Source organism: Pseudomonas fluorescens (genome assembly GCF_001307275.1).
GTDB lineage: Bacteria > Pseudomonadota > Gammaproteobacteria > Pseudomonadales > Pseudomonadaceae > Aquipseudomonas > Aquipseudomonas fluorescens_AA.
Genome location: NZ_CP012831.1, coordinates 5,679,513 through 5,703,143 on the forward strand (window position 1 = coordinate 5,679,513; position 23,631 = coordinate 5,703,143).

General features: G+C 63.6%; 24 protein-coding genes. 18 read left to right on the top strand and 6 right to left on the bottom strand.

The features are described 5' to 3' along the window. Nucleotides 1-181 precede the first annotated feature (181 nt). From AO356_RS25105 to AO356_RS25130, 6 genes are all read left to right on the top strand, one after another. Nucleotides 182-985: a CbbQ/NirQ/NorQ/GpvN family protein gene (locus AO356_RS25105; RefSeq protein ID WP_060743198.1), complete on the top strand. Its 804-nt coding sequence runs from the start codon at nt 182-184 to the stop codon at nt 983-985. After that, nucleotides 969-1,553: a cytochrome c oxidase subunit 3 family protein gene (locus AO356_RS25110; protein WP_060742076.1), complete on the top strand. Its 585-nt coding sequence runs from the start codon at nt 969-971 to the stop codon at nt 1,551-1,553. The genes AO356_RS25105 and AO356_RS25110 overlap by 17 nt, the downstream gene beginning before the upstream one ends. A 12-nt stretch (nt 1,554-1,565) precedes the next feature. Further along, a complete protein-coding gene (locus AO356_RS25115; protein ID WP_060742077.1) occupies nt 1,566-1,823 on the top strand; it encodes a cytochrome C oxidase subunit IV family protein in 258 nt (85 codons plus the stop codon). 263 nt (nt 1,824-2,086) lie between these two features. Then, nucleotides 2,087-2,527 carry a c-type cytochrome gene (locus tag AO356_RS25120; protein WP_003202495.1) on the top strand — a complete coding sequence of 147 codons (441 nt, stop codon included), beginning with the start codon at nt 2,087-2,089 and terminating at the stop codon, nt 2,525-2,527. Between the two features lie 3 nt (nt 2,528-2,530). Then, the gene (locus tag AO356_RS25125) at nt 2,531-3,958 is read left to right on the top strand and encodes a cbb3-type cytochrome c oxidase subunit I (protein WP_060742078.1); all 1,428 of its coding nucleotides are present in this window, start codon (nt 2,531-2,533) and stop codon (nt 3,956-3,958) included. 177 nt (nt 3,959-4,135) lie between these two features. After that, nucleotides 4,136-5,974 carry a nitric oxide reductase activation protein NorD gene (locus AO356_RS25130; protein ID WP_060742079.1) on the top strand — a complete coding sequence of 613 codons (1,839 nt, stop codon included), beginning with the start codon at nt 4,136-4,138 and terminating at the stop codon, nt 5,972-5,974. 4 nt (nt 5,975-5,978) lie between these two features. Here the strand turns inward: AO356_RS25130 and AO356_RS25135 are convergent, their stop codons facing one another. Together AO356_RS25135 and AO356_RS25140 are read right to left on the bottom strand one after the other, a co-directional pair. Continuing rightward, nucleotides 5,979-6,179: a hypothetical protein gene (locus AO356_RS25135; RefSeq protein WP_060742080.1), complete on the bottom strand. Its 201-nt coding sequence runs from the start codon at nt 6,177-6,179 to the stop codon at nt 5,979-5,981. Then, the gene (locus AO356_RS25140; protein WP_060742081.1) at nt 6,176-6,859 is read right to left on the bottom strand and encodes a Crp/Fnr family transcriptional regulator; all 684 of its coding nucleotides are present in this window, start codon (nt 6,857-6,859) and stop codon (nt 6,176-6,178) included. The genes AO356_RS25135 and AO356_RS25140 overlap by 4 nt, the downstream gene beginning before the upstream one ends. A 552-nt stretch (nt 6,860-7,411) precedes the next feature. Between AO356_RS25140 and AO356_RS25150 the strand changes: the two genes are divergently transcribed. Continuing rightward, the gene (locus AO356_RS25150) at nt 7,412-8,602 is read left to right on the top strand and encodes an NnrS family protein (RefSeq protein WP_060742083.1); all 1,191 of its coding nucleotides are present in this window, start codon (nt 7,412-7,414) and stop codon (nt 8,600-8,602) included. Between the two features lie 25 nt (nt 8,603-8,627). Next, the gene (locus AO356_RS25155; protein ID WP_170866790.1) at nt 8,628-9,065 is read left to right on the top strand and encodes a hypothetical protein; all 438 of its coding nucleotides are present in this window, start codon (nt 8,628-8,630) and stop codon (nt 9,063-9,065) included. A gap of 140 nt (nt 9,066-9,205) precedes the next feature. Here the strand turns inward: AO356_RS25155 and ytfE are convergent, their stop codons facing one another. Further along, entirely contained in the window at nt 9,206-9,880 is a 675-nt protein-coding gene (ytfE, locus tag AO356_RS25160) for an iron-sulfur cluster repair protein YtfE (RefSeq protein ID WP_060742085.1), read from the bottom strand. 158 nt (nt 9,881-10,038) lie between these two features. On the opposite strand from ytfE, the gene norR reads away from it, so the two are divergent. The 8 genes from norR (at nt 10,039) to AO356_RS25200 (ending at nt 17,115) form a co-directional block, all read left to right on the top strand. Beyond that, complete coding sequence (norR, locus tag AO356_RS25165) at nt 10,039-11,571, top strand: nitric oxide reductase transcriptional regulator NorR (protein WP_060742086.1); 1,533 nt, start codon at nt 10,039-10,041, stop codon at nt 11,569-11,571. Between the two features lie 206 nt (nt 11,572-11,777). Beyond that, nucleotides 11,778-12,425 carry a pyridoxamine 5'-phosphate oxidase gene (gene pdxH, locus AO356_RS25170; protein ID WP_060742087.1) on the top strand — a complete coding sequence of 216 codons (648 nt, stop codon included), beginning with the start codon at nt 11,778-11,780 and terminating at the stop codon, nt 12,423-12,425. Between the two features lie 87 nt (nt 12,426-12,512). Beyond that, a complete protein-coding gene (gene moaB, locus AO356_RS25175) occupies nt 12,513-13,067 on the top strand; it encodes a molybdenum cofactor biosynthesis protein B (protein ID WP_060742088.1) in 555 nt (184 codons plus the stop codon). Then, complete coding sequence (gene glp, locus AO356_RS25180) at nt 13,064-14,299, top strand: gephyrin-like molybdotransferase Glp (protein WP_060743199.1); 1,236 nt, start codon at nt 13,064-13,066, stop codon at nt 14,297-14,299. Before moaB ends, glp begins: the two co-directional genes overlap by 4 nt. 81 nt (nt 14,300-14,380) lie before the next feature. Then, the gene (gene ubiU / locus AO356_RS25185; RefSeq protein WP_060742089.1) at nt 14,381-15,376 is read left to right on the top strand and encodes a ubiquinone anaerobic biosynthesis protein UbiU; all 996 of its coding nucleotides are present in this window, start codon (nt 14,381-14,383) and stop codon (nt 15,374-15,376) included. A 10-nt stretch (nt 15,377-15,386) separates the two neighbouring features. After that, nucleotides 15,387-16,277: a U32 family peptidase gene (locus AO356_RS25190; protein ID WP_060742090.1), complete on the top strand. Its 891-nt coding sequence runs from the start codon at nt 15,387-15,389 to the stop codon at nt 16,275-16,277. Further along, entirely contained in the window at nt 16,271-16,741 is a 471-nt protein-coding gene (gene ubiT, locus AO356_RS25195) for a ubiquinone anaerobic biosynthesis accessory factor UbiT (RefSeq protein ID WP_060742091.1), read from the top strand. The genes AO356_RS25190 and ubiT overlap by 7 nt, the downstream gene beginning before the upstream one ends. Further along, nucleotides 16,741-17,115, top strand: a complete 375-nt coding sequence (locus tag AO356_RS25200; protein WP_060742092.1) for a putative zinc-binding protein — start codon at nt 16,741-16,743, stop codon at nt 17,113-17,115. Before ubiT ends, AO356_RS25200 begins: the two co-directional genes overlap by 1 nt. 165 nt (nt 17,116-17,280) lie before the next feature. Here AO356_RS25200 and AO356_RS25205 read toward each other — a convergent pair whose 3' ends face one another. The 3 genes from AO356_RS25205 to AO356_RS25215 form a co-directional block, all read right to left on the bottom strand. Beyond that, nucleotides 17,281-17,958 (bottom strand): Crp/Fnr family transcriptional regulator, encoded by a 678-nt coding sequence (locus tag AO356_RS25205; RefSeq protein ID WP_060742093.1) that lies wholly within the window; start codon nt 17,956-17,958, stop codon nt 17,281-17,283. Between the two features lie 219 nt (nt 17,959-18,177). Further along, a complete protein-coding gene (gene narL, locus AO356_RS25210) occupies nt 18,178-18,825 on the bottom strand; it encodes a two-component system response regulator NarL (protein ID WP_060742094.1) in 648 nt (215 codons plus the stop codon). After that, nucleotides 18,822-20,621, bottom strand: coding sequence for a HAMP domain-containing protein (locus tag AO356_RS25215; protein ID WP_060742095.1), 1,800 nt, complete (start codon nt 20,619-20,621; stop codon nt 18,822-18,824). The genes narL and AO356_RS25215 overlap by 4 nt, the downstream gene beginning before the upstream one ends. 309 nt (nt 20,622-20,930) lie before the next feature. On the opposite strand from AO356_RS25215, the gene AO356_RS25220 reads away from it, so the two are divergent. Both AO356_RS25220 and AO356_RS25225 read left to right on the top strand, forming a co-directional pair. Beyond that, nucleotides 20,931-22,232: an MFS transporter gene (locus tag AO356_RS25220; RefSeq protein WP_219734580.1), complete on the top strand. Its 1,302-nt coding sequence runs from the start codon at nt 20,931-20,933 to the stop codon at nt 22,230-22,232. After that, nucleotides 22,210-23,607, top strand: coding sequence for a NarK family nitrate/nitrite MFS transporter (locus AO356_RS25225; RefSeq protein ID WP_060742097.1), 1,398 nt, complete (start codon nt 22,210-22,212; stop codon nt 23,605-23,607). The genes AO356_RS25220 and AO356_RS25225 overlap by 23 nt, the downstream gene beginning before the upstream one ends. Nucleotides 23,608-23,631 lie beyond the last annotated feature (24 nt).

Below are 23,631 nucleotides of genomic sequence, written 5' to 3' on the forward strand. Positions count from 1 at the left end.
TGACCCGCGCTGCGCTGTAATTGACGTTCGGCGCGCAGGTTCTTGGTGCGATGCAAGGCTATGCCCAGGGCGGTGGTGAGCCGCTTGACGGCGATCAAGTTTGCTGGCCGCCGGCCTTGCCAGGTTGTCGCAGGGCGCCGTAGCGTGGCCGGCAATCGTGTTGTCTGATCAGGCCCTCGCCATGAACGCTATCCACACTTTGCAGCACCCCGACGAACCCTTTTATCAACCCCAGGACAACGAGCAGGCGCTGTTCGAACAGGCCTGGCATCACGGCATGCCGGTGCTGATCAAAGGCCCCACCGGCTGCGGCAAGACCCGTTTCGTCCAGCACATGGCTCACCGTCTGAAACTACCGCTGTACACCGTCGCCTGCCACGATGATTTGAGTGCGGCTGACCTGGTGGGCCGTCACCTGATCGGCGCCCAGGGCACCTGGTGGCAGGACGGCCCCTTGACCCGGGCGGTGCGTGAGGGCGGCATTTGCTATCTGGATGAGGTGGTCGAAGCGCGCCAGGACACGGCGGTGGTGCTGCACCCGCTGGCCGATGATCGCCGGCAGCTGTACCTGGAACGCACCGGTGAAGTGCTGCAGGCGCCGCCGTCCTTCATGCTGGTGGTGTCGTACAACCCCGGTTACCAGAACCTGCTCAAGGGTATGAAGCCCAGCACGCGCCAGCGTTTCGTGGCGCTGCGCTTTGGCTATCCGGCGGTGGCCGATGAAGAGCGCATCGTCGCCCGCGAGGCGGGTGTGGACCTGGCCCTTGCGGCCCAGGTGGTGCGGCTGGGGCAGGCGCTGCGCCGGCTCGATCAACATGACCTGGAGGAAGTCGCCTCAACGCGCCTGTTGATTTTCGCCGCGCGCATGATCGGCTCCGGCATGGACCCGCGCCAATCCTGTCTGGCCTGCCTGGCCGAGCCGTTGAGTGACGACCCGCAGACCGTTGCCGCTTTGATGGATGTGGTCGATGTCCACTTCGGCTGAAACCGCTGGCGTGCCCCGGCGGTTGCCCGGGGATCTGGCGATGTGGTTTTTCATCCTCGCCGAGTTGTCGGTGTTCGCGCTGTTGATCCTGGCATTCACTGTCGCCCAGGCGTTGCACCCGCAGATGTTCAGCGAGGGCCGGCAATTGCTGGACCGCTCCACGGGCCTGGCGATGACCCTGAGCCTGCTGACCGCCGGGCTGTTCGCCGCCCTGGCCCAGGAGCAAGTCAGGCGGGACCGGCCGCGTCGCGCCGCGCTGTTGTTGTGCGGGGCGTTGTTGCTCGCCTGCGGTTATGTGGCGATCAAGCTCACTGAGTATGCCCATCTGCTGGCGAACGGTTTGGGGATGGAGCGCGACACGTTCTTCACCTTGTACTGGATCCTCACCGCGTTTCATTTTCTCCATGTGCTGCTGGGCATGGTGATCCTCGCCTGGCTGGCCGAGGGTTGCCGGCGTCGGCGCTACGGTGCGCAGGAACACAGCGGGTTGGAGTCCGGCGTGCTGTATTGGCACATGGTCGATCTGGTCTGGGTGCTGCTGTTCCCGGTTGTCTACATTCTCGGTTGAGCGGAGGTGCTCATGTCGGCTTCCCGTGTCTTGATCACCTGCTGGATGGCGCTGGCCGTGCTGAGCACCGGCACCGTCGCCCTGGGCCAGGTCGCCGCCAGCGCACTGGTGTCCATCGCCATCCTGGCGGTCGCGGTGACCAAGGCCTGGCTGATCGCCGACGGCTTCATGGAACTGCGCCATGCGCCGCGCCTGTGGCGGCGGTTGATATTGAGTTGGGCCGCACTATTGGCCGTGCTGATTGCCTCGACACTCATGTCTGGCACATAACCGTGGCGAGGGAGCTTGCTCCCGCTGGGCTGCGCAGCAGCCCCAAGGCCAGGCATCCCGGTGTATCAGGCTGACCGCGATCAACTTGCCTGGGGCCGCTTCGCGCCCCGGCGGGAGCAAGCTCCCTCGCCACAAAAGCTCATCTGCCTTTTGGGCTGTGTTGGAACAACCTACCAAAACCATCGGAGATTCTTGATCGCCATCAAGCGGTTTCAGCCCCCTCGGTTCCTAGAATGGTCACGCCAAGCAATGAGGAAGTGACCATGTCAGATACCTTCACCAAAGGCATGGCCAGGAATATTTATTTCGGGGGAAGCATCTTCTTCTTCCTGATATTCCTGGCCCTGACCTACCACACGGAACAGACCTTTCCCGAACGCAGCAACCAGGCGCAATTGACGGAGTCGGTGATACGCGGCAAGGGCGTCTGGGAGCGCAACAACTGCATCGGCTGCCATACGCTGTTGGGCGAGGGCGCGTATTTTGCGCCGGAGCTGGGCAACGTCGTGAACCGGCGTGGTGGCGACGAGGCCTTCAAGCCGTTCCTGCAGGCGTGGATGAAAATGCAGCCGCTGAACGTTCCGGGGCGGCGGGCCATGCCTCAGTTCAACCTGAGCGAGCAGGAGGTCGACGACATCGCCGAGTTCCTCAAGTGGAGTTCGAAAATCAATACCAATGGCTGGCCGCCAAACAAGGAGGGCTGAGAGATGAGCATGGCTAATCCGCATCTGAAATTCGCCTCGCAGGCTGTCGCCAAACCCTATTTCGTGTTTGCCCTGATGCTGTTCCTCGGGCAGGTGCTGTTCGGTTTGATCATGGGCCTGCAATACGTGGTCGGCGACTTCCTGTTCCCGCTGATCCCCTTCAACGTGGCCCGCATGGTCCACACCAACCTGCTGATCGTCTGGCTGCTGTTCGGCTTCATGGGCGCGGCGTATTACCTGATACCGGAGGAGGCCGACCGCGAACTGCACAGCCCGAAACTGGCGCTCGTGTTGTTCTGGGTATTCGCCGCCGCAGGCGTGGCGACGATCCTGGGTTACCTCTCGGTGCCTTATGCCACGCTGGCGAAATTCACCGGCAACGACCTGCTACCGACCATGGGCCGCGAGTTCCTGGAACAGCCGACCATCACCAAGATGGGCATCGTCGTGGTATGCCTGGGGTTCCTCTACAACATCGGCATGACCCTGCTCAAAGGTCGCAAGACCACGGTCAGCATGGTGATGATGACCGGGCTGATCGGCCTGGCGGTGTTCTTCCTGTTCTCCTTCTACAACCCGGAAAACCTCGCACGCGACAAGTTCTACTGGTGGTGGGTGGTGCATCTTTGGGTGGAAGGCGTCTGGGAACTGATCATGGGTTCGATGCTCGCCTTCGTCCTGATCAAGATCACCGGCGTGGACCGGGAAGTGGTGGAAAAATGGCTCTACGTGATTATCGCCATGGCGTTGATCACCGGGATCATCGGCACCGGTCACCACTTCTTCTGGATCGGCGCGCCCGAGGTCTGGTTGTGGGTCGGCTCGATCTTCTCGGCGATGGAACCGCTGCCGTTCCTGGCGATGGTGGTCTTCGCCTTCAGCATGGTGAAAAACCGCCGTCGGCAGCATCCGAACCGTGCCGCCACGTTGTGGGCCAAGGGCACCACGGTCACCGCGTTCTTCGGCGCGGGTGTCTGGGGTTTCCTGCACACCCTGGCACCGGTCAACTACTACACCCACGGTTCGCAACTGACCGCGGCCCACGGTCACCTGGCTTTCTACGGGGCCTACGCGATGATCGTGATGACGCTGATCAGCTACGCCATGCCGCGCTTGCGGGGCTTGGGTGAAGCGGCGGACGAACGCTCCCAGCGCCTGGAGATCTGGGGCTTCTGGTTGATGACCCTGTCGATGGTGATGATCACCTTGTTCCTCACCGCCGCCGGTGTGGTCCAGGTGTGGTTGCAGCGGTGGATGCCGGATGGCAGTGCCTTGCCGTTCATGGCGACGATGGACCATTTGAAGCCGCTGTTCTGGGCGCGACTGGTCAGCGGCGTCGGGTTCCTGGCCGGGTTGCTCTGCTACCTGTTCAGCTTCCGTCAACGTGGTCGTGCGGCCCTTCGCGCACCGGCGGCGGTGGTGCCGTCATGAGTCGCCACAACGACTAAGCCGAACTCATTTGTGGTGAGGGGATTTATGTGGGAGCAAGGCTTGCCCGCGATGGGGCGATGCGGTCTTCCAGAGATCAAGGCGCCTGTTTCGCGAGCAAGCTTTGCTCCCACATAAATCCCCTCGCCACAATGGGTTCGGCTTAAGAGGAGAACAACCATGGCATTCACCCTCGAGCTGGAAGAATGGGTCGGCAGTGTCTGGCACCGTTTCATCACCCGTCGGGCCAGCGCCGATTTTCCTGAAGCACGGGTCGAACTGATTCCCCGGCAACGCGCCCTCCAGGTACTGTTCCGCGCCACCGGCGGTGCGCCTCACCTGGGGGTGGAAGCGGTCAGCGACCGCGACCTGCTGCTGCGTCGCAACCTGTTGCAGCAGATCGCCGGCACCTGCAAGCAAGTGCCCCTGGCCTGCTGCGACGGCGACAACCTGCGTCTGCCAGCGAGCCTGGCGGCGTTCCCCGATGTCGGCCTGAACGAAGAGCTGTATCGCTGGCTCGCGTTGCTGGCCGCGCAGTCGGGACCGATGAAGCATTGGGGACGGGACAATCAGCGCTGGACCCAAGCGGTGTTGACGCGCTACCCGGCGCTGCGCCCTCGCTACCGGCGGCTGGTGGACGCGCACCTGTCCCTGCGCCCCGATCCCGCCACGCTCAACCCGGTCGAAGCCGCCCTGGAGCGGGCGTTGTGCCAAGCCTTGCGCGAACCGGGCAGTGTCGAACATTTTCCCCGCAGCGAGCGGGCCGTCTGGCCGTTGCCGCTGTGGCTCTACCCACCCCAACACCTGGCCAATCCCCAGGCCGCCAATCTCGAAGAGTCCGAGCAATACCTGGCGATGCCACCCGGTGAACAGCAAGGTGGGCGCAAGCGCGCCGAGCGAATCGATGACACCACCCGTGACGGTGGGCTGCTGATCGTGCGCCTGGAAAACCTGTTCAGTTGGACCGAACACGTGGACCTGGATCGCTGGGCCGATGACAGCGAAGACCCGGACGCCGCTCGCGTCGCCGAGGACCTGGACCAGTTGACCTTGTCACGCACCCGCATACGCAAGGGCGGTGGCTTGAAACTGCACCTGGACCTGCCCCCGGCCGATGTGGACGACATCCCGTTGGGCGCGGGCATCCTGTTGCCGGAATGGGATTACCGTAAGCAACGCCTGCAGGACGACTTCGTCAGCCTGCAAACCTTCACCCCCCGCGATTGCCAGCCCCAGCCGTTGCCCGCACGCCTGCGAAGCTCGGCCCAGCGCCTGCGTCGCCAGTTCGAACACTTGCGCAACGATCGCCAGTGGTTGCGCCAGCAAACCCAAGGTTCGGAGCTGGACCTGCAAGCCTGGCTGGATTTTCATGTCGAACGCCAGCACGGCCAGTGCAGCGAACGCGGACTGTTCATGGACCAGCGCCAGACCCGCCGCGACCTGGCCTGCCTGCTGCTGGCCGACCTGTCGATGTCCACCGATGCTCACCTCAATGACGAGCACCGGGTGATCGATGTGATCCGCGACAGCCTGTTGCTGTTCGGCGAAACCCTGTCGGTGCTGGGGGATGATTTCGCTCTGTACGGGTTCTCTTCCCTGCGCCGCCAGCAGGTGCGCATGCATGAACTCAAGGCTTTCAACCAGCGTTACGACGATCACACCCGCGGACGCATCCAGGGCCTCAAGCCTGGTTACTACACGCGCATGGGCGCAGCGATCCGCCAGGCCACGCAACAGTTGGCTGGCTGCAAACGCCGGCGCAAATTGTTGTTGCTGCTCAGTGACGGCAAGCCCAATGACCTGGACCTCTACGAGGGACGCTACGGCGTGGAAGACACCCGCCAGGCGGTGCTCGAGGCGCGGCGCCAAGGGTTGACACCGTTCTGTATCACCATCGACCGCGAAGCGGGGGATTACCTGCCGTACATGTTCGGGGCCAACGGCTACACCTTGATTCGCCAGCCCGAGCAACTGCCGCTGCGTCTACCGCAGTTGTACCGGCAATTGACTCAGGATTGAGGGTTCAGACGATGCTGCGAGGCAGCCAGAAGAACATGACGATGCAGAAGATCGTCAGCCCGCCACAGAACCAACCGAAGCGCCGTAGCCGGCGCTCGTCGGCCCTTGCCGCCTCGGCTGGCAACGGCATGCCGCACTGGCGGCATTCGGTGGTATCGACAGGGTTGGCCAGTTGGCAATACAGGCAAGTGGGCTGCGCGCTCATTCGAATTGCTCCAGGCGCAGGCGATCGAGAATGGCGATCTGGCGACCGTCCTGGGTGATGATTTTTTCATCGATCAGGCGCCGGATGATCCGCGAAAAGGTTTCCGGCTGGATCGACAAGTGCCCGGCGATCAGTTGCTTGGCCATCGGCAGTTCGAACTGACTGTCCACGGTTTGCAGGCGCACCAGTTGCGTCAGCAGGTAGCGCACCACGCGATGGGTGGCGTTTTTCAGCGACAGGGTTTCAATCTCGTTGACCCGCTGGTGCAGGCGTACGCAGAGCTTGCCGAGCAGGGCGAAGGTCAGCCGGCTATTGCTTTGCAACAGGCGCATGTAGGTGGCGTTGGACAGCCGATACAGCTGGGTCGGGCCCACGGCTTCGGCGGACGCGACGTAGTTGGGCGTGTCCATCAGCATCATCGCTTCGGCGAAGGTCTGGCGCTCGCCGATGACCTCGAAGACTTTTTCCTGGCCGTCCGGGGTCAGCCGGTAGATTTTCACCGCGCCGGAAATCACGAAGTAAAACGCCTGCGCCGGCTCTCCCTGACGGAACAACGGGTCGCCCTTGTCGATGCTCAGCAGTTGGCTGTTGCTCATCAATTCGTCGAGCTGTTCTTCGTTCAAGGGCTCGAACAGATGATGGCTGCGCAGAATCTGGTGATGGACACGGTGGAGCACCATGGCATGGATCCTTGTAATGGCTAAAGAGGGGGCGGGGTCAGACCAGGCTCAGGGACAGGCCGCTGGCAAGCGCCACGACGCAGGAGAGCACGACGAACCAGGTGAGCGGCAGAACGACGGATTTCATGGATGGCCCCGGCAAGAAAGGTGATGCCGTGGCTGAGCAAGAGCCGGGCCAGGGCTGGAGGCTTTGATTGGTGGGGCGTTGGGGCTGGGGAGGGTAGAAATGACCCTGGCGCAATAGGGTTAAAACAACCACGAAAGGGTCATAAATACCCTATTCAGCTACAGTCCTTGTGGGAGCGAGCTTTTGTGGGAGCCGAGCTTGCTCGCGATGAAGGCGCCACGGTCTACAGCAGGACCGCGATAGCGCGCATCGCGAGCAAGCTCGGCTCCCACAACGGCAAGCCCCTTGCAAGTGCCTGTTCGAGGCGGGAGGTTGCCGATGCGCTGGCTTGATCTGAGACAAGGCCTGCCAGCGTCGATAGCCGATCATTCGAACCCTGGTTTGTCGTACCTCGCTGACGGTTCAGCGAGGCAAAGGAGTGGTGTATGCAAGTGCTTGACCGTCGCAAGGCCATGGCCATCGCGCCGCTGTGGCGCCTGGCGTTTCGGCCGTTCTTTCTGGCCGGTTGCGTGCTGGCGCTGCTGGCCATTCCCTTTTGGCTCGCCGCGTTTACCGGGCGCTTGTCGGCCTGGCAGCCAGCCGGCGGTTGGTTGGCCTGGCACCGGCATGAACTGTTGTTCGGTTTCGGCCTGGCGATCATCGCCGGGTTCCTGCTGACGGCGGTGCAGACCTGGACCGGCACCCCGGGGCTCAGCGGCAAGCGCTTGGCCACGCTGGCGCTGCTGTGGCTGGGCGCGCGGTTGGCTTGGCTGGTCGATGCACCCTGGCCGTTGCTGACGCTGCTGGAACTGGGGTTTGCCCTGGCGGTCGCCGCGTTGATGGGGCTGACGTTGTGGCGTGTGCGGCAGAAGCGCAATTACCCGATTGTCCTGGTATTGCTGCTGTTGGCTGCCGCTGATGGGTTATCCGTGTACGGCCTGGTGCAGCACAACGAGGGCTTGCAGCGCCAGAGCGTGCTCACCGGTCTGTGGCTGGTAGCGGCGATGATGGGGTTGATCGGCGGGCGCGTGATTCCATTCTTTACCCAGCGTGGCCTCGGTCGAGTCGAGGGCGTGGCCCCTTGGCCGTGGCTCGATCGCCTGTTGCTGGCGGGGTCGGCGCTGGTGGCGGTGTTGTATGCCTTCGGCCCGGCACTGGTGGCTAGCGCCTGGGTCGGCCTGTTGTTCGCTGCATTGGCGGTGGGGCATGGGATTCGACTGGTGCGTTGGCATGATCGTGACTTGTGGCGGGTGCCGCTGCTGTGGTCGTTGCACCTGGCCTACGCTTGGCTGGCGGTGGCCTGCCTGGGCATGGCGCTGTGGCACTTCGGCGTGCCGGTGAACCCGAGCCTGGCGGTGCACGGCCTGACCATCGGCGCCATGGCCGGGTTGATCCTGGCGATGATTGCCCGCGTCAGCCTGGGCCATACCGGGCGAGCCCTGGAGCCACCGACGGGCATGACCCTGGCGTTCATCCTGCTGAACCTGGCGTGCCTGAGCCGCGTGCTGTTGGTGCTGCTGTTGCCGTTGGCCGGGCTGTGGCTCGCGGGGCTGTGCTGGACATTGGCGTTCGGTCTATACGCCTGGCGCTACGGGCCGATGCTGCTGAAGGCCCGGGTGGATGGGCATCCGGGATGAGTCGTGGGGGCGCAGGGGATCGATGATGTACGGAGTCTTGCTGGTCACGCATCTGTTGGCGGCCATCGCCTTCATTGGCACGTTGTTTTTCGAGGTTTTTATCTGGCATGCCGCCCGCCGGCCCCTGGCCCAAGGTGTCAAGGACGCCGCCGACCAGGCCATCGCCAAGCGCTCGCGACACGTCCTGCACGGCGTGGTGCTGTTGCTGTACGGCGCCGGCATGGCCCTGGCCTGGCAGCATCGCGGCGCATTGAGCCAGCCGCTGAGCAACAGCTTCGGCCTGCTGCTGAGCCTGAAGATCCTGCTGGCGCTGAGCATCATCGGTCACTATTTGTGGCTGGCGTACTGGCTCAAGAGCGGCCGCCTGACGCCGAACCGAGCCTGCTGGTTGCGCCGCAGTATCCTGGGGCACATGGTGTTGATCGTGGTGCTGGCCAAGGCGATGTTCTATTGGCAGTTTTGAGTAGGGATGAGAGCAACGAATGCCTGTGGGAGCAAAGCTTGCTCGCGATGGCGCAGTGTCAGTCGATATCAATGTTGACTGATCCATCGCTATCGCGAGCAAGCTTTGCTCCCACAGGCGTAATGGGCAATGTTTGAGGCTTAGCGAGTGGGCTTCATCGCATTGACGAACAGCACATTGTTTTCCAGGTGGATGTGCTGCATCAGGTCGTCGCGAAACTCCACCAGCCCGCGATACAGGGCGCGCCAGGTGTTGCAGGCGTCGGCGGGCGGGGTGATCTGGTCGGTCAGGGCGAGCATGGTTTCCAGGGCTTCACCGTGCTGGTCGTGTTCGTAGCGCAGCACCTGGATCGGCGCCGAGGCCCGTTCGCCCAGGCCCTGTTGCAGCATCGGGAACAGCACCTGTTCTTCCTTGAGCATGTGGCCTTCGAGTTCCTGATACATGTCCTGCAAGTGATCGGCCAGGCCGTTGGGGCAACTGGGCCGCGCACCATGGACCTGCTCGACGCGACGGGCCAGGCGGATCAGTTCCGGCAGTTGGTCGCGATGGCGGGCGTGGTAGCGTTCCAGGATGTGGGCAATCAACAGTGCCTGGGGTTCGTCGCGCCAGTCATGGCCCAGTTCGCCGGCGGCTTGCAGGGTGCGCAGGGCGTCGGCGATCAGCAGCGGGTTCAGGCCTTTGACCAGGGCGGCTTCGCGCAGGGATTTTTGCCCGCCGCAACAGAAGTCGAGGTTGTAATGATGGAAGGTACGGGTGGCACCGGGAATGTCGCAGGCCAGTTGGCCGAGGCTTTGGTCCAGCAATTCGAGGCTCATCATGTTTCCTTGGGTTGAATCCCGGGAGGGACAGACGAGTGGACTTTGCAGCCGGCGTGCCAGATTTAACTGGCTGAAAGTAAACGAATAATTTTTTTCAGGGTGATTGTCACCCTGACTGCGAAGGGTCAAACGAACCCTGGAGGGTCATCACAACCATGCTGCGTGAAAGCCTGGCCGCCGACCTGATCGTCGAGCTGCCCAATGCGGTGCGATTGCAGCGCCTGGTGCAGACCCTGCGCGAATACTTCAACAGTGGCGCCGTGGGGTTGCTGCGCCTGGACGATGACAGCCTCAGGCCCGTGGCGACCGTGGGCCTGGTCCACGAGGCGCTGGGACGGCGCTTCGTGATTGCCCAGCACCCGCGCCTGGCAGCGATCATGGCCTCGCGCGAGCCCACCTGGTTCGAGCCTGACAGTCGCTTGCCCGATCCTTATGACGGCTTGCTCGACAACCACGTTGGTGAACCGCTGCCGGTGCATGACTGCATGGGCGTAAGCCTGTACGTGGAAGGCCGGCTGTGGGGCGCGATCACCCTGGATGCGCTGCATGCCGGCACCTTCGACAGCCGCGCCCGGGAGGAACTCAAGCGCTGTACCTTGCAGATCGAGGCGGCGGTGCGGGTCACTCGACTTGAACAGGAAAACCGTAGCCTGCGGGCATCGCGCAGCGACCAGACGGACCTGCGCTTGCCAGCCGAGGAGGGCGAGATCCTTGGGCGCAGTGAAGGTTTGCAGCAACTGCTCAACGAGCTGGATGTGCTGGCCGACTCCGAACTGCCGGTGTTGTTGCTGGGGGAAACCGGTGTGGGCAAGGAGCTGTTTGCCCGCCGCTTGCATCGCCTGTCCCGGCGCGGTCACAAGCCGCTGGTCCAGGTCAACTGCGCGGCGTTGCCCGAGTCCCTGGCCGAAAGCGAGTTGTTCGGCCACGTCAAAGGCGCGTTCTCCGGGGCGACCACCGACCGCGCCGGGCGTTTCGATGCGGCCAACGGTGGCACGCTGTTTCTCGATGAGGTCGGTGAATTGCCGTTGAGCGTACAGGCCAAGTTGCTGCGCACTCTGCAGAACGGCGAGATCCAGCGCCTGGGGGCGGACAAGCCGCTGCACGTCGATGTGCGGATCATCGCCGCCACCAACCGGCACTTGCCCGACAGCATTCGCGACGGGCTGTTTCGCGCCGACCTGTACCACCGGCTTTCGGTCTACCCGGTGCCGATCCCGCCGTTGCGCGAGCGCGGCCACGATGTGTTGATGTTGGCCGGGCACTTTCTCGAACTGAACCGCACGCGACTGGGCCTGCGCGGCTTGCGCCTGTCACCGGCGGCCGAACAGGCGCTATTGGCGTACAGCTGGCCGGGTAATGTGCGGGAACTGGAACACGTGATCAGTCGCGCCGCGTTGAAGCAACTGAGTCGTGGTGCCAGTCGCAGCCTGATCATGACCCTGGAGCCGCAGGTGCTGGACCTGGATGTCAACGCCAATACCGCCACGGTCCATGCACTGCTGGAGGCACCCCTGGAGGCGCCCGATGCACCGATCCAGCCGTTGAGCGAAGCGGTCGATGGTTGCCAGCGACAGGCGATCCTCAACGCCCTGGAGCGTTGCGGGCAGAACTGGGCGGGGGCGGCGCGGCTGTTGGAAGTGGATCCGAGCAACTTGCATAAGCTGGCGCGGCGGTTGGGGCTCAAGTAGCCGTTGATCTGTTGGACCGCGTTGTCTTCATCGCGAGCAAGCTCGCTCCCACAGGGATCTTGTGAACACAGCAGATCACCTGTGGGAGCGAGCTTGCTCGCGATAGCGCCCTACAACTCACCACAAGAACCGGCATTGACAACGATCAAGGCCCGCCAACGCAGTCGACTCCACACTGGCCCAAACCCATAGTGGAGATCACCCTCATGCCCCTTTCCCTGGCCAAAATGCGCCGCCAGTACACCCTCGACGGCCTGGATGAAGCCCAGGCACCGGACGATCCCCTGATCCTGTTCGGGCTCTGGATGCAACAAGCCCGCGAGACCGAAAGCCCGCCGGTGGAAGCCAACAGCATGGCCCTGGCGACGGTGGACGAGCAGGGCCGGCCCCATTGTCGGGTGCTGTTGCTCAAGGGTTTCGACGCCCAGGGTTTTTCGTTTTTCGGCAACTATGAAAGCGCCAAGGGACAGGACCTGGCGACGAATCCCTGGGCGGCCATGACGTTTTTCTGGCCGGGGCTGGAGCGGCAAGTACGCATCGAAGGGCCGGTCGAAAAACTCGATCCGGCGCTGTCGGATGCCTATTTCGAGTCCCGTTCCGCAGGCAGTCGCCTGGGTGCCTGGGCGTCGCCACAAAGTCGCCCACTGGCAGATCGGGCCGCGCTGGAAACCTTGCTGGCGCAGACGGAACAACGCTTCGCCGATCACCCCGTGCCGCGTCCCGACCATTGGGGCGGTTATTGCCTGCGGCCCGAACGCCTGGAGTTCTGGCAGGGCCGCGCCGACCGTTTGCACGATCGCCTCGACTACCGCCTGCGCGATGGCGCCTGGCAGCGTAGCCGCCTGGCACCCTGACGCCAAGGGAGGTACCTCCAAGGAGGAATAGGCCCGGCAACGATTGCGGTTCAGGCTGGGCCATCTTTTCTGACAGGACGGCTGATCATGGCCCATCTGACGCAACGCCTCTTTCAACCGCTGAACATCGCGGTCCTTACCATCAGCGATACACGAACCTTCGACACCGACACCTCGGGCCAGACCCTGGCGGACCTGCTGCAAACAGCTGGGCACGTGCTCATCGACCGCGGGCTGGTGAAGGACGATATCTACCAGATCCGCGCCCAGGTCTCCCAATGGATCGCCGACCCCAAGGTGCAGGTGGTGTTGATGACCGGCGGCACTGGTTTCACCCCGCGCGACAACACCCCCCAAGCCGTGGCGCCGTTGCTGGACAAGCAGGTGGACGGTTTCGGCGAGCTGTTCCGCCAGGTGTCGCTGGCGCAGATCGGCATGTCCACCCTGCAATCGCGGGCATTGGCGGGCATGAGCAATGGCGTGCTGGTGTGTTGCTTGCCAGGCTCGCCGGGGGCTTGTCGGACCGGTTGGGAGCAGATCCTGGCCGGACAACTGGACAGTCGCACCGGCCCGTGCAATTTCACTCCGCACCTCAAGCCCCAGGACGGCATCGCCCCTGCCGCATGCGAGACGCGCTCGTGAGCGGTCGGGTGTGCGACAGCGGCGTGCTGATGCCGGTGGATGAGGCGATCCGGCATTTGCTCGACCAGGCACCGCCGCCACCGCCCGTGCAACGGGTCGGCCTGGACCAGGCCCTGGCGCGTGTGTTGGCTGCCGATATCCTGTGCCCGATGAATCTGCCGGCCTGGGACAACAGCGCGATGGACGGCTATGCCCTGCGGGCCGCTGACCTGCCGGTTGACGGCGGCTACCTGGCGTTGGCCGGGCGCATCGCCGCCGGTGACGAGCCGGGCGAACCGTTGCAGGACGGGCAGGTCGTGCGGATTTTTACCGGTGCGCCGCTGCCACCGGGGGCCGACACGGTGGTGCCACAGGAGCGCTGCCAGGTCGATGGCGAGCGGGTCTGGTTGCCGTCGGTCAACGGCGGTGAGCATGTGCGAAAGGAAGGTGAGGAGCTGCGTCGAGGAGACCGGCTGCTTGAAGCCGGCACGCGCCTGCGCGCCCAGGAGTTGGGTTTGCTCGCCGGTGCCGGAGTCCCTCAGGTGGACGTCTATCGCCCCTTGCAAGTGGGCTTGCTCAGCAGCGGCGATGAGCTGCGCGAGCCGGGCGAGCCACTGGCGCCGGGGCAGATCTACAACAGCAATCGCCATAGCCTCGCCGCGCTGTTGCGCGGCTGGGGCGTCGAGGTGCATGACTTCGGGGTCATGCCCGACCAGTTATTGGCCAGTCGGCAAGCGTTGCGCCTGGCCGCGGCCGAATGCGATGTGCTGATCACATCGGGCGGTGTTTCGGTGGGTGAAGAGGACCACCTCAAGCAAGCCATCGAAGCCTTGGGCAGCATCGACCTCTGGCGCCTGGCGATCCAGCCGGGCAAGCCCCTGGCCTTTGGCGATGTGGAAGGCAAGCCTTGGCTCGGGCTGCCGGGCAATCCGTCGGCGGCGTTGATTACCGCGCTGATCGTCGTACGGCCGTTCCTGTTTCGGGCCCAGGGCATGGGGAATGTCCTGCCGGTGCCGTTGCAACTGCCGGCGGGGTTCGACTGGCTCAAGCGCAACCGGCGTCGACAGTACTTGCGCGCCAGGTTGGTGGCGGATGCCAACGGTCACCTGTGCGTGACGCTGCACCCGCAGCAAAGTTCGGCGATGCTGACGGCCGCGTGCTGGGCCGATGGGCTGGCGGTGGTGGAGTGCGAGGCGCAGTTGCACAAGCACGACAAGGTGCTGTACCTGCCATTCACTGACCTGATGCATTGACGGCAATTGATTGCCGTCAAGGTCGCCGGCCGAGGGCTGGCTAGACTGGCGGCGGCCTTAGTTTTCTCACGAGGATGCCCCATGCAACTGGTTTGCCCGGCAGGGAATCTGCCTGCCCTCAAAGCGGCGGTGCGCCAAGGCGCCGATGCCGTCTATGTCGGCTTTCGCGATGACACCAATGCCCGGCACTTCGCCGGGCTGAATATGGACGACAAACAGTTCGACGCCGCAGTCGCGCATATCCGTCAGCACCAACGCAAACTGTACGTGGCGGTCAATACTTACCCGCAACCCAAGGGCTGGGAGCGCTGGCAACGGGCCGTGGACCGTGCCGCCGATTTCGGCGTGGACGCCCTGATCGCCGCCGACCCCGGCGTGCTCGGCTACGCCAGCCAGCGCCATCCGAAACTGGCGCTGCACCTGTCGGTACAAGGCTCGGCGACCCACGCCGCGGCCCTGGCTTTTTACGCCCAGCGCTATGACATCCGTCGCGCGGTGCTGCCGCGGGTACTGTCCCTGGCCCAGGTGCGGCAGGTGGCGGCGGGCAGCCCGGTGCCTATCGAAGTCTTCGGTTTCGGCAGCCTGTGCATCATGGCCGAGGGCCGTTGCCACTTGTCTTCCTACATCACCGGCGAATCGCCGAACTTGTGCGGCGTCTGCTCGCCCGCCAAGGCGGTGCGCTGGAGCGAGGACGCCCAAGGCCTCAGCGCACGCTTGAGCGAGGTGCTGATCGACCGCTACACCCCCGAAGAACCGGCCGGTTACCCGACCCTGTGCAAGGGCCGCTTCCTGGTGGGTGGCAAACGCTTCCATGCGCTGGAAGAACCCACCAGCCTCGACACCCTCGACCTGCTGCCGGAACTGACCGCCATCGGCGTTGAAGCGGTGAAAATCGAAGGCCGTCAACGCAGCCCGGCCTACGTTGAACAGGTGACCCGGGTCTGGCGCGCCGCGCTGGATGCCCACCAGGCCGCGCCGCAGCGGTTCCGGGTGCGGGAAGAATGGCGCCAGGTGCTGGCTGGTCTGTCCGAAGGCAGCCAGACCACCCTGGGCGCCTACCATCGATCATGGCAATGAAGGAGGTCAGATGAAACTCAGCCTGGGACCGGTCCTGTTTTATTGGGACAAAGCGCAACTGGGGAATTTCTATGCCGAGATGTCGGCCTTGCCGCTGGACGTGATTTACCTGGGGGAAACCGTGTGCTCGAAGCGCCGGGCGTTTTCCCTGGATCAATGGCTGGGCCTGGGGCGCGAGCTGCAAACGTGTAGCCAGGCGCAGATCGTGTTGTCGAGCCTGACGCTGATCGAAGCGGCCTCGGAGCTTTCTTCGCTACGACGCCTGTGTGACAACGGCCAATTGTTGGTGGAGGCGAACGACATGGGTGCGGTGCAGCTCCTGGCCGAACGCAAGCTGCCCTTTGTCGGCGGCCCGGCGCTGAACCTGTACAACGGCCATGCCCTGGGGCAATTGCTCGACAGCGGCATGATCCGCTGGGTGCCACCCGTGGAGTGCTCGGCGGCGCTGATCGGCGACGTGCTGGAGCAGGTGCTGGAGATGGACCGCGAGGTGCCTGAAGTGGAGATTTTTTCCTATGGTCATCTGCCCTTGGCGTACTCGGCGCGCTGCTTTACCGCCCGGGCCGAAAACCGACCCAAGGACGACTGTCAGTTCTGTTGCATCAACTACCCCGACGGCCTGGCGTTGAGCAGTCAGGAAGGCCAACAGTTGTTCACCCTCAACGGCATCCAGACGATGTCCGGCGAGGTGACCAACCTGCTGGCCGATTACCACGCGCTGCTGGCCTGCGGTGCCGACCTGCTGCGGCTGAGCCCGCGCGCCCAGGGCATGGCCGAGGTGGTCGCGGCCTTCGACAAGGTTCGCCAGGGCGAGGCACCGCCGCTGTTCGTCGAAGGGTGCAACGGTTACTGGCACGGCCATGCCGGCATGTTGAAGGTAGAGGAGGCAGGCCTGTGTTGAGTCCGAAGAAGTGGGTGCTCAAGGGTGCTGACCGCTTGCTGCCCCTGGTGGGCAAAGTGCCGTTCGTGGTGCAGCGCCTGGCGTTGCAGCAGGCGCTCAATCGCTGCCTGGCCGAGCCGCTGCGCGATGGCGGGTTCGATGTGCTGCGTGGGCGCTGGTTGTGCCTGCGGGTGCCCGACTTGAAATTGTGTTGGTACCTGACTCTGGCGCGGGATGGATTGCGCATCGCCGAGCGCGCCGAGGCCCAGGTCACCATCAGTGGCAACTGGCGTGAGTTTCTGTTGCTGGCCAGCCGTCAGGAGGACCCCGATACGTTGTTCTTCCGGCGGCGGTTGGTGATCGAGGGCGACACCGAACTGGGGCTGGCTTTGAAGAACCTGATCGACAGCCTCGACCCGGACGTATTGCCGCCGTGGTTATGGCGCAATCTGGAACGGGCGGGCAAGGGGTTGGCAGCAGTGTGATGAAAGCCCCAAGCGTATTGCCCTTGGTGTACTCCTGTTCCGGTTGCTCCAACGTGGCGCAACTGGCCAACACCGTCGCCCTGCGCCTGGACCGCGCCGGCCTGGCCGAGATGTCCTGCATCGTTGGCGTGGGTGGGCATGTGGCGCCACTGGTCAACAAGGCACGATCGGGGCGACGGATCATTGCCCTGGACGGTTGCCCGTTACAGTGCGTGCAGGCGTGTTTGCAGCAGCATGACCTGGAGGCGGATGTGCATGTGATTTTGAGTCAGTTGGGCTGGCGCAAGCGTTTTGGGGTCGATTGCTCGCAAGAGGAGGGGGATGTGTTGTTCGAGCGGTTGATAGCGATGATAGGGGGTGATCAAAGCCCCTGAGCCAAACACCGATCCCGTGGCGAGGGAGCTTGCTCCCGCTGGGGGGCGAAGCACCCCCAGGTTTGCCACAGCGATGCGTCAGGTTGATTGCGTCTGGCCTGTTTGGGGCTGCTGCGCAGCCCAGCGGGAGCAAGCTCCCTCGCCACAGAGGGGCACTTGCTCGGGCTATTGCTGGTAAGCCTCCAGCGCCTCTTCGGCCAGGATGCGAATGTTGCGCCGCTCCATGGCGATCAGGCCGCCGTCCACCAGACGATGAAGAATCCGCGAAAAGGTTTCCGGCTGGATCCCCAGTTTGGAGGCCACCAGGCGTTTGGAAACCTGCAGGACCACCTGGCCGTCCCGTGGGTCGCGCTCCTGGAGCAAAAAGTTGATGACCCGCCGACTGGCACTGGCCAGGGTCAGGTTATCGATATCCTTGAGGCGCTGGTGCAGGTGGATGCTCATGCTCGCCAGGATCGCCAGGCAGACCTTGGGCTGGTCCTCCAGGGCCTTGCGGTAATGGGTGCCTTCGATACTCACCAGCACACTCTCCTTGATCGCCGATGCGCTGACCGGGTAGCAACGGGCCTGGCTGAACAGCAGGGCCTCGGCGAAGGTCTGCCCGGGCTGGATGATTTCCACCAGGTTCTCCTGGCCCTCGCCAGTGACCCGGAACAGCTTGATCTGGCCGCTGACCAGCAAGAAAAACCGCTTGGCCGGGTCGCCCTGGTGCATGAGCGTGCTGTTGCAGGCCAGGCGCTTGAGCACGGCGAGGTTGCAGACATCTTCAAAGACCCGCTCCGGCAACTGGCTGAACAGGTGATGACGACGCAACAGTAAAACGATGGAAGGGTGGGTCAGCATGGCGTACCTCCGCGTGCCGTCATGGTAGGGCCCAATACGCCGCCGGCCTATGCCTCCGCAGGCCTACCTCGGAAGAGGGAGGGCCTCTCGATCAAGGCACAAACTCCTGTGGGAGCGAGCTTGCTCGCGATGACGACGGCACAGGCGACATCGCCGTAGGCTGACCCACCGCTATCGCGAGCAAGCTCGCTCCCACAGGGGGAAATGTGTTGAGTTGATCTAACCGGCCCCGCGCAAATGTTCCATCGCCCACACCGCCGCCTCCACCCGCGAGCGCAGGCCGAGCTTGTGCAGCAGGTTCTTCACATGGACCTTGACCGTGCCTTCGGTGATGCCCAGCTTGTGGCCGATGACCTTGTTGCTGTAGCCGCCGGCGATGGTCTTGAGCACCTGGCGTTCGCGTTCGGTCAGTTCCACATCGGCCTGGCGCGGTGGCGAGCGCAGGGCCTGGGCCATGACGCGGGTCAGCCCGGGGCTGATCACCAGGGCACCGTTGAGGGCGTCGCGGATGTACTGGATCAGCAGCTCCGGCTCCATATCCTTGAGCAGGTAACCGTTGGCGTCCAGGCGCAGGGCATCGCGGATGTCGTCCTCGGCATCGGACACGGTGAACAACAGCACCTTGCCGGTGTAGTGCATGGCGCGCAGCCGGCGCAGGGTCTCGATGCCGTTCATCTGCGGCATGTTGTTGTCCAGCAACACCAGGTCGGGCTGGAGCGGTTCGATCAGGCTCAGGGCTTCTTCGCCGTGGCTGGCTTCGCCAACGATCTGCAAGTCGTCTTCGAGCTCGAGCATCTGGCGGATCCCGCGACGCATCATCGGGTGATCGTCGACCAGTAGCAGGGTGTGACGCAGGGGGGCGTTCATGTTGCGATGCCTTCGGTGGGTTGGCCCAGGAATTCCGGTTGGAAATGCACCTGGATACGGGTGCCCTGGGGTGTACGGGAGTGAATCTGCAGTTGGCCGTGCAGGCTGCGGGCCCGCTCGTTCATGATGTTCAGGCCATGGTGTTCGCGCTGGTCGACCTCGCCACTGAAGCCCCGGCCATCGTCTTCGATCGACAGGCGTACGGTCTCGCCTTCCTGGCGCAATTCGAGCCAGGCGTTCTCGGCATGGGCGTGGCGCAGGCAGTTGGACAGGGCTTCGCGGGTGATCTGCAGGATGTGGATCTGCTCGCTGGCCGACAGCTCGAAGGCCAGGGTGTCGACGAACAGGTGCACCTGGAAGTCCCCGCGGTTGGAGAACTCTTCGGCGGTGTCCTTGAGTTCCTCGACCAGGCCGTCGTCGTGGATTTGCAGGCGGAAGGTGGTGAGCAGCTCACGCAGTTGCCGATAAGCATTGTTCAGCCCCTCGCGCAGCTCGCCGGTGACGGTCTCCAGGGTTTGCACCGGTTCGCCCCGGCGCATCAGGGTCTGCATGCGGCTGACTTGCAGCTTCATGTACGACAAGGCCTGGGCCAGGGAGTCGTGCAGCTCGCGGGCAATGATCGTGCGTTCGTCGAGCAGCAGCAGGCGATGGTCCTGTTCGCGCTGGCGCTTGAGGGACAGCGACGTGCCGATCAGGTTGGCCAGGGCCTGGATCAATGCGGTTTCCCAGGGTTGCGCCGCGTGGCCATCGACGAAATGCGCCTTGAGCTCACCCAGTTCGGTGCCCTGGTTGCTGATGCTGAAGGCCTGCGGGCGGGCGGCGTTATGCCGGTGGCAACTGGCGCAATCGCTGCTGGCGCAGACCTGGCGGCTGGCGGCGCCATGCAGGGCCAGCAGGTGCCTGGCCGGGGCCTGCAATTGCCCTTGCAGGCACAGCGTCAGGCGCAACCCCGGCAAGCGCTGCTGGAATCGGCGGATCAGCTCATCCAGGCCTTCGGCATTGGCCTGTCGCGTCGCCAGGCTGCGACTGCTCTGGTACAGCAGTTCGAGGGCAGCGTTGGCCTGTTGCAGGTTCAGGGTCTTTTGCTGGACCTGGTTTTCCAGGGTGCGGTGGGATTGCTCGATGGTCTCGGCCATGGTGTTGAAACTGGTCGCCAACTGCCCCAGTTCATCCTCGGACTGATGGTTGACCCGCACCTGGAATTCGCCACGGCGAAAGCGCTGGGTGGCGTCCACCAGTTCCTGCAAGGGCGTGACCACGCCGTACTGCAATTCATACAGGCCGATCAGCAGGATGATCATGGTGCTGAACAGCGCCATGCCCTGGATCGTCTGTTGCCAGCCTTGTTTGTGTTCGCTCTGGCGTTGCAGCAGGGTGACGAACTGGTCCAGTTGCTCAACGAAAGACGGGGCGCTGCTTTGGAAAAACGCCGAATCGCCGCGCTCGATGGCCGGGCGCAAGGTCTGGTTCCAGCGCTGGATGAGGTCGCGATAGCTCTTGTGCAGGGAGGTTTCCGGCCCATCTTCCAGCACGGCGCGCAGGGCCGGGCTGTCGAGGCGTTGTTGCAGGCTGTCGATGATCGCCGGGATGTCGTCGTTGGCCCCTGCCGCCAGTTTCCAGCTCAGGTGGTAGGTCTCCATGCGCACGGAGCCGGCGGTGTTGATGGCGGCGGCGTCGCCCTGGCTGAACCAGGCGATCAACCCGGCGCTCAAGGAACTGGCCAGGGCCAGGATGGCGATCAGGATCACCGCCAGCCCGGCGCGAGCGGGCAGGGAACTGCGCAGCCAACCCATCATCGACGTGGGCCGGGAAGGCAAAACGGTGAACCGAACATAGGGGGCGCCCTGGACCTGGGGGTGTAGCAGCCGATCCTGGGCGCACTACCTCTAAAGAGTTGCTGGCCGTTCCGTTTCCATAAAAGCCTCGGCCAACTGGATCAAGATATTGATAAACAAGGGGTTTCATCGATATCCAGGTCTACCTCCTTGGAGGTAGACGGGCCAAGCATAGGCCTGTACCGCCCCGAGGCACGTTGACCCAGGTCAAGTTTTCGCGGGGTTCCTGTCACTAGGCTGCGCTCAATCGAACTGACGGAGTGCATCGTGATGCGAGCGCAAGTGCAACAAGGGCTGGTACTAGGGATGAGTACCCTGGCCTTCACCGTGTGCTTCATGGTCTGGATGATGTTTGCCGTGCTCGGCGTTCCGATCAAGGAACTGCTGGCCCTCAACGAAACCCAATTCGGCCTGCTGGCCGCCACGCCGGTGCTGACCGGTTCGCTGGTGCGCTTGCCCCTGGGGCTTCTGACCGACCGCTTCGGCGGACGGATCGTGTTCTTCCTGCTGATGCTGGCCTGTGTGTTGCCGCTGTACTTGATCACTCTAGCCACGGCCTTCTGGCAATTCCTGGTGCTGGGCCTGTTCGTCGGCCTGGCCGGCGGGTCGTTCTCGGTGGGCATCGCCTACGTCGCCAAGTGGTTCGACAAGCAGAACCAGGGTTTCGCCATGGGCGTCTTCGGTGCCGGCAACGCTGGTGCGGCGGTGACCAAGTTCCTCGCCCCGGCCCTGATCGCGTTCGGCTCCTGGCACCTGGTGCCCAAGGTGTTCAGCGCCATCCTGTTCATCACCGCGCTGTTGTTCTGGTTTCTCACCACCGAGAAAAAGGAACACAGCGGCACCGGCGGCGCCACCTTGCGCGAGCAGTTGAAAACCCTGAAAGAGCCGGCCGTGTGGCGCTACTGCCAGTACTACTCGATCGTGTTCGGCGGCTACGTGGCCCTGGCCTTGTGGATGACCAAGTACTACGTGCAGGAATACGGCTTCAGCCTGCAAAGCGCCGCGCTGTTGGCGGCGTGTTTCTCCCTGCCTGGCGGCGTGCTGCGGGCGGTCGGTGGCTGGATGTCCGACCGCTGGGGCGCCCAGAGCGTGACCTGGTGGGTGTTGTGGGTGAGCTGGATCTGTCTGTTCCTGCTGTCCTACCCCCAGACCCAACTGCAAGTGCAAACCGTCAACGGCATCGTCGACTTCCATATCGGCCTTAACGCCACGCTGTTCACCGTGCTGCTGTTCGTGATGGGCATCGCCTTCGCGTTCGGCAAGGCCTCGGTCTTCAAGTACATCGCCAATGATTACCCGAAAAACATGGGCGCAGTGTCCGGCATCGTCGGCCTGGCCGGCGGCTTGGGCGGGTTCGTGCTGCCCATCATGTTCGGCGCCCTGGTGGACCTCACCGGCGTGCGCTCGTCCTGCTTCATGTTGATGTACGGCGTGGTCTGGGTCTCCCTGACCTGGATGTACTTCAGCGAAATGCGCAAGCGCCCGCTGCTGGGTAAACAGTCGCCGGCCAGCCAATCCCCGTTTTCCAGCATTGCCCAAGGAGAAGAACATGTCCGTTCTGCAAACGCCTGAAAAAGGCCCGGTCATTCATGACTGGCGTCCGGAAGACCCTGCTTTCTGGGGCAGTAGCGGCAAGCTGACCGCCCGGCGCAACCTGTGGATCTCGATTCCTGCGCTGCTCTTGGCCTTCGCGGTCTGGATGGTCTGGAGCACGGTGATCGTGCGCCTCAACGCCATCGGCTTCAGCTTCACCACTGACCAGTTATTCTGGCTGGCGGCGCTGCCGGGGCTGTCCGGCGCGACCTTGCGCATCTTCTATTCGTTCATGGTGCCGATCTTCGGTGGCCGTCGCTGGACGGCCCTGAGCACCGCGTCGTTGCTGCTGCCGGCGCTGTGGATGGGCTTCGCGGTGCAGAACCCGGCCACGCCCTACAGCGTGTTCGTGCTGATCGCGCTGCTCTGCGGTTTTGGTGGCGGCAACTTCGCCTCGAGCATGTCCAACATCAGCTTCTTCTACCCCAAGTCTCAACAGGGCACCGCCCTGGGCCTGAACGCCGGGCTGGGTAATCTGGGCGTGTCGGTGATGCAGTTCAGCGTGCCCCTGGTGATCTCTTTCGGTGTGTTCGGCTTCATGGGCGGCCAGCCTCAGGTGCTGGCCGATGGCAGCTCGCTGTGGCTGCAGAACGCCGGTTTCATCTGGGTACCGTTCATCCTCGCCGTCACCTTGATTGCCTGGTTCGGCATGAACGATTTGTCCAGCGCTCGCGCGTCGTTCAGCGAGCAGGCGGTGATCTTCAAGCGCAAGCACAACTGGCTGATGTGCTGGTTGTACCTGGCGACCTTCGGTTCGTTCATCGGTTTCTCCGCCGCGTTCCCGCTGTTGATCAAGACCTCGTTCCCGGACGTCATCGCCCTGAAATTCGCCTTCCTTGGCCCGCTGGTGGGCGCGCTGGTACGGCCGCTGGGCGGTTGGCTGGCGGACAAGCTCGGCGGTGCGAAGGTTACCCTGTGGAACTTCGTGCTGATGATCGTGATGGTGTTCGGCGTCTTGCACTTCCTGCCACAAGGCGGCCAGGGCGGCAGCTTCTACGGCTTCCTGGGCATGTTCATGTTGCTGTTCATCACCACCGGCGTGGGCAACGGTTCCACATTCCGCATGATCCCGGTGATCTTCCGCACCCTGCATGAAAAAGCCGCCCCGGGGAAAAAGCCCGAGGTGCGCGAGCAAGCCATCAAGGACGCGGGCAAGGAATCAGCCGCGGTGCTGGGTTTCAGCTCGGCCATGGGCGCCTTCGGTGCGTTCTTCATTCCTAAATCATTCGGCTCTTCGATGGCCCTGACCGGCGGCCCGGAGATGGCCTTCTACATGTTCGTCGGCTTCTACCTGAGCTGCATCGTGGTGACCTGGTGGTGGTACGCCCGCAAAGGCGCGGCGACACCCTGCTAAGACGAATTCAACTATTGCGTGGGC

What these genes read in the sequence shown, in the direction of transcription:
- AO356_RS25105 (WP_060743198.1), top strand. Translation starts at nt 182, where the DNA reads ATGAACGCTATCCACACTTTGCAGCACCCCGACGAACCCTTTTATCAA.
- AO356_RS25110 (WP_060742076.1), top strand. Translation starts at nt 969, where the DNA reads ATGTCCACTTCGGCTGAAACCGCTGGCGTGCCCCGGCGGTTGCCCGGG.
- AO356_RS25115 (WP_060742077.1), top strand. Translation starts at nt 1,566, where the DNA reads ATGTCGGCTTCCCGTGTCTTGATCACCTGCTGGATGGCGCTGGCCGTG.
- AO356_RS25120 (WP_003202495.1), top strand. Translation starts at nt 2,087, where the DNA reads ATGTCAGATACCTTCACCAAAGGCATGGCCAGGAATATTTATTTCGGG.
- AO356_RS25125 (WP_060742078.1), top strand. Translation starts at nt 2,531, where the DNA reads ATGAGCATGGCTAATCCGCATCTGAAATTCGCCTCGCAGGCTGTCGCC.
- AO356_RS25130 (WP_060742079.1), top strand. Translation starts at nt 4,136, where the DNA reads ATGGCATTCACCCTCGAGCTGGAAGAATGGGTCGGCAGTGTCTGGCAC.
- AO356_RS25135 (WP_060742080.1), bottom strand. Translation starts at nt 6,179, where the DNA reads ATGAGCGCGCAGCCCACTTGCCTGTATTGCCAACTGGCCAACCCTGTC.
- AO356_RS25140 (WP_060742081.1), bottom strand. Translation starts at nt 6,859, where the DNA reads ATGGTGCTCCACCGTGTCCATCACCAGATTCTGCGCAGCCATCATCTG.
- AO356_RS25150 (WP_060742083.1), top strand. Translation starts at nt 7,412, where the DNA reads ATGCAAGTGCTTGACCGTCGCAAGGCCATGGCCATCGCGCCGCTGTGG.
- AO356_RS25155 (WP_170866790.1), top strand. Translation starts at nt 8,628, where the DNA reads ATGTACGGAGTCTTGCTGGTCACGCATCTGTTGGCGGCCATCGCCTTC.
- ytfE (WP_060742085.1), bottom strand. Translation starts at nt 9,880, where the DNA reads ATGAGCCTCGAATTGCTGGACCAAAGCCTCGGCCAACTGGCCTGCGAC.
- norR (WP_060742086.1), top strand. Translation starts at nt 10,039, where the DNA reads ATGCTGCGTGAAAGCCTGGCCGCCGACCTGATCGTCGAGCTGCCCAAT.
- pdxH (WP_060742087.1), top strand. Translation starts at nt 11,778, where the DNA reads ATGCCCCTTTCCCTGGCCAAAATGCGCCGCCAGTACACCCTCGACGGC.
- moaB (WP_060742088.1), top strand. Translation starts at nt 12,513, where the DNA reads ATGGCCCATCTGACGCAACGCCTCTTTCAACCGCTGAACATCGCGGTC.
- ubiU (WP_060742089.1), top strand. Translation starts at nt 14,381, where the DNA reads ATGCAACTGGTTTGCCCGGCAGGGAATCTGCCTGCCCTCAAAGCGGCG.
- AO356_RS25190 (WP_060742090.1), top strand. Translation starts at nt 15,387, where the DNA reads ATGAAACTCAGCCTGGGACCGGTCCTGTTTTATTGGGACAAAGCGCAA.
- AO356_RS25200 (WP_060742092.1), top strand. Translation starts at nt 16,741, where the DNA reads ATGAAAGCCCCAAGCGTATTGCCCTTGGTGTACTCCTGTTCCGGTTGC.
- AO356_RS25205 (WP_060742093.1), bottom strand. Translation starts at nt 17,958, where the DNA reads ATGCTGACCCACCCTTCCATCGTTTTACTGTTGCGTCGTCATCACCTG.
- narL (WP_060742094.1), bottom strand. Translation starts at nt 18,825, where the DNA reads ATGAACGCCCCCCTGCGTCACACCCTGCTACTGGTCGACGATCACCCG.
- AO356_RS25215 (WP_060742095.1), bottom strand. Translation starts at nt 20,621, where the DNA reads ATGATGGGTTGGCTGCGCAGTTCCCTGCCCGCTCGCGCCGGGCTGGCG.
- AO356_RS25220 (WP_219734580.1), top strand. Translation starts at nt 20,931, where the DNA reads ATGCGAGCGCAAGTGCAACAAGGGCTGGTACTAGGGATGAGTACCCTG.
- AO356_RS25225 (WP_060742097.1), top strand. Translation starts at nt 22,210, where the DNA reads ATGTCCGTTCTGCAAACGCCTGAAAAAGGCCCGGTCATTCATGACTGG.